The sequence below is a fragment of the Mesorhizobium sp. CAU 1732 genome, assembly GCF_039888675.1.
Classification (GTDB): domain Bacteria; phylum Pseudomonadota; class Alphaproteobacteria; order Rhizobiales; family Rhizobiaceae; genus Aerobium.
The window spans coordinates 92,768-105,530 of sequence record NZ_JBDQQR010000001.1; the positions used below are offsets into that span (position 1 = coordinate 92,768).

Genomic DNA, 12,763 nt, shown 5'->3' on the forward strand with positions numbered 1-12,763 from the left:
GCATGACAAGCACGTTGCTGCGGCTCGAACTGCCAGATGAGGATGCATCGCGCAGGCTCGGCGAGGATATCGCCATGATGCTGGCGCGGGGCGACGTGGTCGCGCTCGACGGCGATCTCGGCATGGGTAAGACGACGCTTGCCCGCGCGATCATCCGCGCCATGGCCGGGGACGACGATCTGGACGTGCCGAGCCCGACTTTCACGCTGGTCCAGGTCTATGAGGGCCGCATTCCGATCCAGCATTTCGATCTCTACCGCCTGACCTCACCGGACGAACTCGACGAACTCGGTTTCGCCGAAGCGATCGAACAGGCCGCGGTGCTGATCGAGTGGCCGCAGCGTGCGGCCGGTGCGATGCCGTCCGATGCCGTGACGATTGCGCTCTCCGAACATGGCGATGGCCGGATCGTATCGATTTCGGGGCCCGAAGCCTTCATGGAGAGGCTCCAGCGCTCACTTGCGCTTCGCGCCTTCGTCCAGACGTCGGGATTTGAGCCGGCTAAGCGTCGTTTTCTGGTCGGTGACGCGTCCTCCCGTGCCTACGAGACGATTTCCGCGCCGGGCCGCGAACCACTGATCCTCATGAACGCGCCGCGGCGTCCCGATGGCCCGCCGATCCGCGACGGCAAGCCCTACAGCCAGATCGCGCATCTGGCGGAAGACGTGACGCCCTTCGTGGCGATCGCGAAGGTGCTGCGTGACGCCGGCCTCGCCGCGCCCGAAATCCCGGCAGCCGATCTCGATCAGGGCATGCTTCTGGTCGAGAATCTGGGGTCGGACGGCGTGCTCGATGCGTCAGGTGTGCCGATCGCTGAGCGATACATTGCAGCCGCCGAATTGCTCGCTGCCATGCACACCCGCCGCTGGCCGTCCCACATCGATCTGGGCGGGGGCGTGATCCACCAGGTGCCGGCCTATGACCACGGCGCGATGGCGATCGAGACCGAGCTTCTGACCGACTGGTATCTGCCGCACGTCGCCGGCCGCCCGGCAAGCGAAGCCGAACGACGGAACTTCGCGGGCGCCTGGAGCGCGGCGTTCGACAGGCTCGACCACGCGGAAAAAAGCCTCGTCCTGCGCGACTATCATTCGCCGAACCTCATCTGGCGCGGTGACAAAGTCGGCCATGACCGGATCGGCCTGATCGACTTTCAGGATGCGATGATCGGCCCCGCGGCCTATGACGTCGCGTCGCTTGCGATGGATGCGCGGGTGACGATCCCGCCGGAACTGGAACGCCGCATCGTCGATGCCTACTGCGCGGCCCGCGAGGCTTCGGGGTCGTTCGACCGCGCGGCTTTCGAAGAGGCCTACGCGATCATGGCGGCGCAGCGGAACTCCAAGATTCTCGGCATCTTCGTCCGTCTCAACGTCCGCGACGGCAAGCCCGGCTATATGAAGCACCTGCCGCGCATTCGCGACTATGTCTCGCGCGCGCTCAGCCATCCGTCGCTGCGCGCTCTGCGCGATTTTTACGCGTCTGCCGGTATCATTGGAGCCGCCGAATGAACGCCGGGCCGCGTACGGCGATGGTGCTGGCCGCCGGTCTCGGCAAACGCATGCGTCCCCTGACCGAAAATACGCCGAAGCCGCTGATCCCGGTTGCCGGAAAGCCGTTGCTCGACTGGGGCCTCGACGCGCTCAGCGCGGCAGGCATCGAGAAGGCGGTCGTGAATGTCCACTACCTCGGCTCCCAGATCGTCGATCATCTGGCGGGCCGCGCCGCGCCGCGCATCGTGATCTCGGACGAGACGGACCGGCTGCTCGATTCGGCCGGCGGTATCGTGAAGGCGCTCGGCGAATTGGGCGGCGAGCCGTTCTACATCATAAACGCGGATACGTTCTGGATCGACGCCGCAAACTCCAATCTGGAGCGTCTTGCCCTTGCATGGGACGCCGGGCGGATGGATAGTCTGCTCATGCTTGCCCATCTCGACGACGCGACAGGCCATAGCGGCACCACCGATTTCCTGATCGGCGGTGACGGCCGCCTTTCGCGCGCCAATGCGTCGCCCGACGGCCTGATCTATGCCGGCGCGGGCATCGTGCATCCACGCATATTCGATGGCGCTGCCGCTGAACCGCATTCGCTGAACCGCTATTTCGACGAGATGATCGCGCGCGGCACCCTGTTCGGGTTGCCGATGCAAGGACACTGGATCACGGTCAGCACGCCGAACTCGTTGGTGGATGCCGAAGCGGCGGTCGCGCGCCTGCGGGCTCGATGACGGGCTTCGATACGGCGGCGCGCGAAGTGCCGAATGTCCTGTCGATCCCCGCCGGCGTGCCCTTCCTCGAAACGCTCGCAGATGCCGTGCTGGATGGCCGGCTTGTCGAGGGCGTGGCGACACGCGACGATCCGCTGGCGCTGGCCGCGACGACGATCTACGTGCCGACGCGCCGCGCGGCCCGGGCGTTGCGCAGCGCCTTCGTGGACAGGCTTGGCGGGGTGTCGGCGATCCTGCCCACCATCCGCCCGCTGGGCGAATTCGAGGAGGACGCGGGTCTTTTCGATGGGTCGGAAGCCGACGAACTGTCGCTCGCGCCGCCGATAGAGCCGCTCGACCGAATTCTGCTCATGGCGCCGCTCGTGCAGGCGTGGAAACGTCGCCTGCCGGCTCATGTCGCGGCCCTGTTCGGCGAAGATGTCGTCGTTCCGGCGTCACTCTCGGATGCGCTGTGGCTGTCGCGGGACCTTGCCGATCTGATGGACGAGATCGAGACCGGCGGCGCGGACTGGGCGCGGCTGGCGGGCCTCGTTCCGGAAGATCTCGCCAATTGGTGGCAGGTGACGCTCGAATTTCTCGATATCGTCACCCGCGCCTGGCCTGCGCTGCTGGTCGAGCGCGACCGCTCGAACCCTGCCGCGCACCGTAACGCGATGATCCGGGCGGAAGCCGTCCGCCTTGCCCGCGCGCCGCCGGCCGGACCCATCATCGCCGCGGGTTCCACGGGCTCGATCCCGGCGACGGCGGAACTTCTGGCCACGATCGCGCGGCTTCCTTTGGGGGCGGTCGTCCTGCCCGGTCTCGACCGCGAAGCCGACGCGCGAAGCTGGGCCGAGATCGCCAGCGACGACAACCCGCCCTCGAGCTTCGGCCATCCGCAGGCGGGCCTGAAGAAGCTGCTCGGCCTTCTCGGCATCGATCGCTCCGAGGTGAGGGAGGTCTCGTCCGCGCCTGCCGGCATGGCGGCCCGGATCCGCGCGGTCAACGAGGCTTTGCGACCGGCCGAAACCACCGATGCGTGGGCAATCGGCGACCGAACCGTCGATCCGGCGACGTTCGATGGCGTCAGCCTGATCGAGGCGGCCAATGAACGCGAGGAAGCGCTGGCGATCGCCGTGACGCTGAGGCTCGCCATCGGGGATGGATCGAAAAGTGCCGCGCTCGTCACGGGCGACCGGCTGCTTGCGCGTCGCGTCTCGGTCGAATTGCGGCGTTTCGGCATCGAGGCCGACGATTCGGGCGGGACGCAGCTTTCCTCGACGCCGCCGGCGACATTGCTTCGCGACATGCTGGAAGCGGTCTTCCGGCCGGGTGATTCGGTCTCGATCATGGCGCTTCTGAAACATCCGCTGCTCCGATCCGGCATGGATCGCCAGCATGTCCGCGCTGCCGCTGAGGCGATCGACCTGGTCGCGCTGCGCGGCGGTGTGGGGCGGCCCGACATCACGGAACTCCGCGCGCGGTTTGATCGCTGCATCGACGCCCTCCTGGGCGACCCGCGCAAGCCGTTCTGGCTGGAGCGCCTGTCGCAGGAGCGGATCGATGGCTGCCGCCGCCTGCTCGACGCGATCGGGCTCGCGCTGGCCGAACTAGCGGGCTTGCGAGGGCAAAAATCATCGGTGTCGCAGCTTGCGCGCGCATCCGTCCTCGCGATCGAGGCTCTCGGGCGTGATGAAAATGGAAGCCTTGGCGAGTTCTATCGCGGCGATGCAGGCGACCGGCTTGCGGCGTTCCTGCGCTCCCTTGTGGGCGCCACCGCCGAGCTACCGGTCGACACCGGTGAGTGGCCCGAGGTGCTTGCGGCGCTCATCTCCGGCGAGACGGTGAAACCGTCGGTGGCAGGCGACTACCGCGTGTCGATCTGGGGCGCGCTCGAAGCCCGGCTACAGACCGTGGACACGCTGGTTCTGGGCGGGCTCAACGAAGGCTCCTGGCCGCGCAAGGCCGAGCCGGATCGCTTCATGTCGCGCTTCATGAAGGCCGGCATGGACCTCGAGCCGCCGGAGCGCCGCATCGGTCAGGCCGCGCATGACTTCGTTATGGCGATGGGCACGCCCAACGTTGTGCTGACGCGCGCGGCACGTGCTGGCGACGCCCCGGCGCTCGCGTCTCGCTGGCTGCAACGGATCAAGACATTTGCCGGCAAAGAACCGGTGGCGGCGATGGCCGCTCGTGGTATGGCTGTGCTGGGTTGGGTCCGTGATCTGGACCGCAGCGAGCCTGTCCCGTTTGCCCCGCGACCGCGCCCGATTCCCCCGCTGGACAGGCGTCCGGTCAATTTCTCCGTGACGGAGATCGAGACGCTCAGGCGCGATCCATACGCCATCTATGCGCGGCGAATTCTTCGCCTGGAGCCGCTGCAACCCCTGCTGCGGGATCCGGGTGCCGCCGAACGCGGAAACCTGTTCCACGATATCGTGCATCAATTCGCAGTCGCGGGCATCGATCCCTTCGCCCCCGAGGCGGAAGCGAAGCTGCTCGAGATCGGCCGAAGGCTGTTCGACGAAGCGGCCTTGCCGCCCGATGTCGATGCGATCTGGTGGCCGCGCTTCGCCAAGATGGCATCCGGGTTCATTGTCTGGGAGCGCGGCCGCCCGGCCGGCATCAAGCGCCGCATCGCCGAGGCGCGCGCGGATGCCACGCCGGTCGGCGTCACCCGCGCCACGCTGCGCGGACGTGCGGACCGGATCGATCTGCGCGCCGCCGATCATGCCGACATCCTCGATTTCAAGACCGGCTCGTCGCCATCCAAGGGTCAGGCGCACACGCTGCTGGCGCCGCAGCTTGCGCTGGAAGGCGCGCTGTTGATGCGCGGTGCGTTCGGCGAGGCCGGTAAGGTGACGCCATCGGAACTCGCCCATGTGCGCATGAAGCCCAACGGCGACGTGCTGGAGGAATCCATTCTGGAATTCAACCGGCAGCCCAAGACCGCCACGCAGCTTTCCGACGAGGCGTGGGAACGCCTGGAACGGCTGGTCGCACATTATGAGCGGGCGGAAACCGGATATCTGTCGCGCGCCCTTCCCTTCCGCGAAGGCGACATGACCGGAAATTACGACCATCTCGCACGTGTGCTGGAATGGTCGGCCGGCGGCGATACCGGGGAGGAGGTGGAATGAGCCGCATCCTCCACGTGCCGCAGGATACGATCGACGCGCAGGCAAAGGCGTCGCAGCCACGCATCTCGGCATGGGTGTCGGCCAATGCCGGCTCGGGCAAGACGCATGTCCTGGCGCAGCGGGTGATCCGGCTGCTGCTCGATGGCGCCGATCCCTCGCGCATCCTGTGCCTGACCTATACGCGCGCTGCCGCCGCCAATATGGCGAACCGCGTCTTCGCGAACCTGTCGCGCTGGGCGACGCTTGCCGATACCGAACTCTCGGCCGAAATCGCGACGCTCACCGGCCACGCACCCGATGCGTCGCGCATCGCACGCGCCCGCCAGCTCTTCGCCCGCGCGCTGGAGACGCCGGGTGGCCTCAAGATCCAGACGATCCATGCGTTCTGCGAAGCGGTGCTGCACCAGTTTCCGCTCGAGGCCAACATCGCCGGCCATTTCGAGATGCTGGACAGCCAGATGGAGGCGGCACTCGTGGCCGAGGCGCGCCGCGAGATGATCACGGCCGCAGGCTCGGACCATCCGGGCCTCGGCGAAGCGTTTGCCGCCGTTCTGCAGATTGGCGGCGAGATGGGCCTCGACGCGCTTCTGGGCGCGATCGTCTCGCAACGCGATGCGCTGCGGCGCTTCATCGCGCAGATCGGCGAAGGCGATCCTCGCTTCGTCCCGCTGTTCGAGGAATTTGGCTTTTCCGGTTCTGAAACGCCCGACGCGTTGGCTGGCGACATCTGGCCGGACAGCTATTTCGACATGAACCTCGCCCGTGCGATCGATGCGCGGGCCCATGCGGCGGGCAAGGCGACCGCGGCAGGGTTCGCGGCGAACCTCTCGGCCGCCTGTGCGCTGGAAGCGCCGAGCGACCGCCTGTGGGCGCTGCGCGGTGCTTTCCTGACCAGGAAGGAGGGCGTTTGGGCTGCGAGATCGACCAAGTCGATCATGGCGAAGGGTGTCGGCGAGCATTTCCCGGAATTCGCCGAGGAATTCGCGCGCTTCGCCGGCGCGATCGACGTGGCCTGTGATCGCGTTGCGCTGTTCACGATGCTCGACGGGACGCGTGCGGCCCTGGTGATCGCAGACTGGCTGATCGCCGCCTATGAGCGGCTCAAAAGCGCGCGCGGCTTCCTCGACTTCAACGACCTGATCACACGCACGGCGGCATTGCTCTCGCGGCGCGATGCCGGCGCGTGGGTCCAGTACAAGCTGGACAAGGGCATCGATCACATCCTGCTCGACGAGGCGCAGGATACCGGTCCCGACCAATGGGCCGTCGTGAAGGCGCTCGCCTCGGAGTTCTTCGCCGGCCAGGGCGCGCGCGAGGTCCAACGGACGGTTTTCGCCGTTGGCGACGAGAAGCAGTCGATCTATTCCTTCCAGGGCGCGGATCCTGAATCCTTCGCCATCGGCGGCCGCGAATTCCGTGATCGCGTGGTGGAAGCCGATGGGCGCTTCGAGCATGTGCGGCTGACGCGCTCGTTTCGCTCGACATGGGACGTGCTTTCAGCCGTCGATCTCGTTTTTGCCCGAGAGGAGAATCGCGACGGGCTGACGCGTGACCCGGAGCCGATCGAGCATCTGGCGATCCGCGAGAACGCACCCGGCCATGTCGAGGTTTGGCCTTCGCTGGGGCCCGTCGACGTCGAGGAACCCGACGACTGGACCGAGGCGATCGATCACGCGTCCGCGCCCGCCGTCAGGCTCGCGCGCCAGATCGCCGACACGGTGGAGCATTGGCTGAAGACCGCCAACGTGATCGAGGGCACCGGCCGTCGCCTGAGCGCCGGTGACGTGATGGTTCTGGTTCGGAAACGCGACCGCTTCATCCACGCGCTCGGGCGCGAATTGAAGGATCGCGGCATTCCGGTCGCCGGCGCGGATCGGCTCATGCTGACCGGCCATATCGCGGTGCAGGACCTGATGGCGATCGCGCGCATCGCGCTCCAGCCCGACGACGACCTCTCTCTGGCCGCTTTGCTCAAGAGCCCGATCTTCGGCTTCGACGAAGACGCGCTCTATCGCTTAGCTGCGGATCGGCCGAAAGGCCGTTCGCTTCTGGCATCGTTGCGTCTGGCCGCCGATCACGACGCGCGCGCGCGTTCCGTGGCTGACTTGCTGGCAAAATGGCGGCGCGAAGCAGGCTTCCACCCGCCATTCGAGTTCTTTGGCAACATTCTGGGCCGAGATCGCATGCGCTCCCGCTTCATCGCGCGGCTGGGCCCCGAAGCGGGCGACGTCGTGGACGAGTTCCTGAACTTCTGTCTCGCCGCCGAGCGCACGGGCGTCACCGAACTCGAGGCGTTGATCGCCCTGCTCGATGGCGGCGGCCCCGAGATCAAGCGCGAGATGGACCAGACGCGCGGCGAAGTCCGCATCATGACGGCCCACGCCGCAAAGGGGCTCGAAGCGCCGGTCGTGTTCCTCGTCGACAGCGGCAGCGCGGCGTTCTCCGACAGCCATCTTCCGCGCCTGATGCCCTTCGACGCTCCGCGGAAAGGTTGGCACGGGCGCGGCTTCCTGTGGCGTGCCGCCTCCGACACGAACAACGCGTTCTCGCGGGAGTTGACGGGGCTTGCCCGCGCCAAGGCGGAGCAGGAATACAGGCGGCTCCTCTATGTCGGAATGACACGGGCCGAGGACAGGCTGATCGTCTGCGGCTACCACGGCAAGCGCGGCCAGGCCGACGGAAGCTGGCACACGATGGTTGGTGGCGCGCTTGCCGCCTCCGAGCATACGCAACAGCGTCAGCATGAGGCGACCGGCGAGACGGTCCTTCGTTACGCGGTGACGCCATCGCAGCGCGTGGAGGCGGAAGCCGAGACGAAGACGGTGGCGGACGCTGCGGCCCCGGTTCCAGCGTCGCTCTGGGAGAAGCTCCCCGCCGCGCCTCCCTTGCCGCGCCCGCTGTCACCCTCGGGCACGTCCGCGATCATCGAGCCGGAACCCGAACTGTCGCCGACACAGCGTTCCCCGGTGCTCGACGCGGAACTGGCGCCCTCCATTGCGATGGAACGCGGGACGGCGGCGCACCGGCTGCTGCAGGTTCTGCCCGCGCTGCCCGTTGCCGACCGCGAGGCCGCCGCACAGCGTTATCTGTCGCGTATCGGCAGGATGTGGACGGAAGGCGATCGCACCTGGCTGTGGCAGGCCGTCGACCGCATCCTCTCGCATGGCGATTTCGCCGACATCTTCACTGAAGGGTCGCGTGCGGAGGTGGCCGTGATGGGCCGCCTCACCGTTGCGGGAACTGAGCGCGCCGTCTCCGGCAAGATCGACCGCCTGGTCGTCACCGACAGCGAAATACTGATCGTCGACTACAAGACCAACCGCCCGCCGCCGTCCCGTATCGCCGACCTACCGCCCTCCCACGTCGCGCAGATGGCGCTCTATCGCGACCTGTTGCGGCCGATCTATCCTGGACGAACAGTCCGTGCGGCACTGGTCTATACCGAAAGCCCGGTGCTTCTGGCCCTTGCCGATGACGTGATGGATGCCGCCCTTGCCCGACTCAGGCCGGCGTGACACAAGTGCTTGAAGTCGGGGTCGCCGGCCCCCACATCTGGCTCGACACAATCCCATGGAGACCGATATGGCCACCGTCACCATCGACAAGAACAATTTTGAGTCCGACGTCCTGCAGTCGGCGGAACCCGTCGTCGTGGATTTCTGGGCAGAGTGGTGCGGTCCCTGCAAGATGATCGCGCCCGCTCTCGAGGAAATCGCGGGCGAACTCGACGGCAAGGTGAAGATCGCCAAGATCAACATCGATGAAAACCCGGAACTGGCCGCTCAGTTCGGCGTCCGCTCGATCCCGACCCTGATGATCTTCAAGGGCGGCGAAGTGGCCGACATGAAGGTCGGCGCTGCACCGAAGACCGCGCTGTCGGCCTGGATCGGCGGCAACGTCGCCTGATCGACACTTTGGTGGAATGAAACAAGCCCGGCATCGCGCCGGGCTTTTTCTTTGTCACGTTGGCGGGGTGCCGTTTTTCGCCAGAACCTCGCCGATGAGATAGAGCGAGCCGCAGATGAGAATGCGCGGCGGATGGTCCGGATCGTCCCATGCGTCGCGCAGCAGCATCAGCGCATTCTCCACGGAGGCGACGGGCTCGGCGTTGAGCCCAGCAGCCGTCGCCTTTGCAGCGAGTTCGTCATTCGGCACGCCGGCATCGCTTTCGTTGACCGGCACGGTGAAGACATGCCGCGCCATGCCATGGAAATTGTGGAAGTAGCCGGTCTGGTCCTTGGTGTTGATCATGCCCGAGATCAGCACCAGCGGTAGCGGCCGCTTGTCCTCCTGCTCGGCCAGCGCCTCCGCGACGACCGCGCCGGCATCCGGGTTGTGACCGCCGTCGATCCAGATATCCGACCCCTTCGGTGCCAGATCGACAAGCGTGCCCTCGGTGAGCTTCTGCATGCGCCCCGCCCACGCGACGCGGTTCATGGCGATATCGGCGATGCGGTTCGTGACGCGGAACCCGGCCGCCTTCACGCCGGCGATAGCGGCTGCCGCATTGGCATATTGGTGACGGCCGGGCAGGCGCGGCGGCGTCAGGTCGAAGAGCCCGTCATCGTCCTGATAGACCATGCGGCGGTTCTCCTCGAAGGCGAGGAAATCCTGCCCGTAGATCAGCGCGGGCGCACCCAGCCTCTCGGCCGTCTCCACCAGCACGTCGCGTGCGGCGTCATACTCCTGCGCGCCCACGATGACGGGCACGCCGGGCTTGATGATGCCGGCCTTCTCGATCGCGATGAGCTCGACGCGGTCGCCGAGATAGGCTTCGTGGTCGAGAGAGATCGGCATGATGATGGTCGTGGCGGGCTTGGCGATGACGTTGGTCGCATCGAACCGCCCGCCCAGGCCGACCTCGACGATCGCGGCGTCGGCGGGGTGTTCCGAGAACAGCACGAACATGACCGCGGTCAGGATTTCGAAGACGGTGATCATCTCGCCGCGATTGGCTTCGGCCACCCGCGCGATCGCGTCGGCCAGCACCGCGTCCTCGACCAGCCTGCCGCCGCCTGCCGCTCCGATGCGGTAGCGTTCGTGCCAGTTGACGAGGTGCGGCGAGGTGTGGACGTGGCAGGTCAGCCCCGACGCTTCGAGCAACGCGCGCGAGAACGCGGCTGTCGAGCCTTTGCCGTTGGTTCCGGCGATATGGATGACCGGCGGCATCCGCTCGTGCGGATTGCCGAGCCGCTCCAGCAAGCGCGTGATGCGCTCCAGCGACAGGTCGAACCCTTTCGGGTGGAGGGCCATCAGCCGTTCGATTTCGCGGTCGGCGGCGTGAAGTTCGGTGGTCATGGGACCGATCCTGCTGTCGCGAGATGCACTGCGTTCACGTGGAGCCTAGAACCACTTCGATCCCGATGGAATCGAAATGGCGCAGTGTGCTGCACTTGCGCAGCGACTTTTTCACGTGGCGCTTCGCCTAGGCTTCGGCGCGCGCCTCGGTCACGGCGGGAACCGGCGGGAGGATGTCGGCGAGCGGCTCTTCGGTCGCCTTTTCCTTGAGCAGGATCTTGAGCAGGCGCGACACCGTGGCTTTCATATCGAGACGCGAGACGACCATGTCCACCATGCCGTGCTCCATCAGATATTCGGAGCGCTGGAAGCCTTCGGGCAGCTTCTCGCGGATCGTCTGTTCGATGACGCGTGCGCCCGCGAAGCCGATCACCGCGCCCGGCTCGGCGATATGGATATCGCCCAGCATCGCATAGGAGGCGGTGACGCCGCCGGTCGTCGGATTGGTCAGGACGACGATGTAGGGAAGGCCTGCCTCCTTGAGACGATCGACCCCGACCGTGGTGCGCGCGAGCTGCATGAGCGACAGGATGCCTTCCTGCATGCGCGCCCCGCCCGAGGCGGAAAAGAGCACCAGCGGCTTTTTCTGTTCGATCGCGGTTTCGAACGCCTTGATGATCGCCTCGCCGGCAGCCATGCCGAGCGACCCGCCCATGAAGGAGAAATCCTGCACCGTCACGACGATCGGCAGGCCTTCGATCGAGCCGGTTGCCGACACGACGGCGTCTTCGAGACCGGTCTTGGCCTTGTAGTCGCGCAGACGGTCCGTATAGCGCTTCTCGTCGCGGAATTTGAGCGGATCGAGCGCGACCTTGGGATTCTCGAGCAACGAATAGGCGCCGTCGTCCAGGAATGCCTTGAGGCGCTCCTTGGCCGTGATCTTCATGTGGTAGCCCGACGAGGGGATCACGAACTGGTTCTGTTCGAGATCCTTGTGAAAGACCATTTCGCCGGTCTCGGGATCCTTGATCCAGAGATTGTCGGGCATGTCGCGCCGGCCAAGCATCGAATTGATCTTGGGGCGGACGAAATTGGTGATCCAGTTCATGGCAGGTCTCCGCTTCGGTCTGTGGAGAGGATGGAGCCGCTATTCGGCAGGAGCAAGGCGGGCCCGGCGCACGCCGTGGGCGAGACCGTCAACCAGCGTTGCGACGGCTTCGGCCGGATCGGCGGTGAGCTTGCCGTTGGCGTCGATAACGTTCGCGACGGCGTTGACGATCGCCGTGCCGACGACGACGCCGTCAGCCGACGCGCCGATGGCGCGCGCCTGCTCGGCGGTCTTGACGCCGAAACCGACGCAGACGGGCAGGTCGGTGTGCGCCTTGATGCGGGCAACCGCTGCGCCGACCTTCGATGTATCGGGAAGCGCCGAGCCTGTGATGCCGGTCATGGAGACGTAGTAGACGAAGCCCGACGTGTTCGAGAGCACCTTGGGCAGGCGCTTGTCGTCGGTCGTTGGCGTCGCGAGGCGGATGAAGTTGATGCCGGCGTGAAGTGCTGGCAGGCACAGCTCCTCGTCCATCTCGGGCGGCAGGTCGACGACGATCAGCCCGTCGATGCCGGACGCCTTGGCGTCAGCCAGGAACCGCTCGACCCCGTAGATGTAGATCGGGTTGTAGTAGCCCATCAGGACGATCGGCGTCTCGTCGTCCGCCTTGCGGAAATCGGCGGCCATTGCGAGCGTCTTGGGAAGTGTCTGGCCGCCCTTGAGCGCACGCAGCCCGGCCGCCTGAATCGCGGGGCCGTCTGCCATCGGATCGGAGAACGGCATGCCGAGCTCGATCACGTCGGCGCCGGCCTTTGGCAGCGCCTTCATGATCTTGAGCGACTCGTCGTAGCTCGGATCACCGCCCATGAAATAGGTCACGAGCGCCGGGCGCCCTTCGGCCTTGAGCTTCGCCATGCGGCGGTCGATACGGGTGTTCATGTCGCCTTCTTCCTGAAGCCCCGCTTGCGCTGGATCGGCACGCTGATCCCAAACACGGACTACCTCTATATTGTCTTTGGTTACGCGATAGATGATTGCAAACGGAAGACGCGGGATGCTGTATATACGAAGCCCTGTCTCGTCCACTGGCCTCCCGATGTAAGGGTGGTCGGAAAGGGTGGCAACAGC

Annotated in this window: 8 protein-coding genes; 5 read left to right on the forward strand and 3 right to left on the reverse strand. The window is 66.2% G+C overall.

All coding sequences use genetic code 11. The annotated features are described in order from the left end of the window. Positions 1–2: 2 nt before the first annotated feature. The 5 genes from tsaE (at position 3) to trxA (ending at position 9,255) form a co-directional block, all read left to right on the forward strand. Entirely contained in the window at positions 3–1,511 is a 1,509-nt protein-coding gene (gene tsaE, locus AAFN55_RS00490; protein ID WP_347796928.1) for a tRNA (adenosine(37)-N6)-threonylcarbamoyltransferase complex ATPase subunit type 1 TsaE, read from the forward strand. Then, entirely contained in the window at positions 1,508–2,230 is a 723-nt protein-coding gene (locus tag AAFN55_RS00495) for a nucleotidyltransferase family protein (RefSeq protein ID WP_347796929.1), read from the forward strand. The genes tsaE and AAFN55_RS00495 overlap by 4 nt, the downstream gene beginning before the upstream one ends. After that, positions 2,227–5,349 (forward strand): double-strand break repair protein AddB, encoded by a 3,123-nt coding sequence (gene addB / locus AAFN55_RS00500; RefSeq protein ID WP_347796930.1) that lies wholly within the window; start codon positions 2,227–2,229, stop codon positions 5,347–5,349. The genes AAFN55_RS00495 and addB overlap by 4 nt, the downstream gene beginning before the upstream one ends. Then, positions 5,346–8,864 carry a double-strand break repair helicase AddA gene (addA, locus tag AAFN55_RS00505; RefSeq protein WP_347796931.1) on the forward strand — a complete coding sequence of 1,173 codons (3,519 nt, stop codon included), beginning with the start codon at positions 5,346–5,348 and terminating at the stop codon, positions 8,862–8,864. Before addB ends, addA begins: the two co-directional genes overlap by 4 nt. 67 nt (positions 8,865–8,931) lie before the next feature. Next, positions 8,932–9,255 carry a thioredoxin gene (trxA, locus tag AAFN55_RS00510; RefSeq protein WP_347796932.1) on the forward strand — a complete coding sequence of 108 codons (324 nt, stop codon included), beginning with the start codon at positions 8,932–8,934 and terminating at the stop codon, positions 9,253–9,255. A 54-nt stretch (positions 9,256–9,309) separates the two neighbouring features. Here trxA and AAFN55_RS00515 read toward each other — a convergent pair whose 3' ends face one another. From AAFN55_RS00515 to trpA, 3 genes are all read right to left on the reverse strand, one after another. After that, positions 9,310–10,647 carry a folylpolyglutamate synthase/dihydrofolate synthase family protein gene (locus AAFN55_RS00515; RefSeq protein ID WP_347796933.1) on the reverse strand — a complete coding sequence of 446 codons (1,338 nt, stop codon included), beginning with the start codon at positions 10,645–10,647 and terminating at the stop codon, positions 9,310–9,312. 127 nt (positions 10,648–10,774) lie between these two features. Further along, on the reverse strand, positions 10,775–11,695 hold the full coding sequence (accD, locus tag AAFN55_RS00520; protein ID WP_347796934.1) for an acetyl-CoA carboxylase, carboxyltransferase subunit beta: 921 nt from the start codon (positions 11,693–11,695) through the stop codon (positions 10,775–10,777). 39 nt (positions 11,696–11,734) lie between these two features. Continuing rightward, positions 11,735–12,574 (reverse strand): tryptophan synthase subunit alpha, encoded by an 840-nt coding sequence (trpA, locus tag AAFN55_RS00525; RefSeq protein ID WP_347796935.1) that lies wholly within the window; start codon positions 12,572–12,574, stop codon positions 11,735–11,737. Positions 12,575–12,763 lie beyond the last annotated feature (189 nt).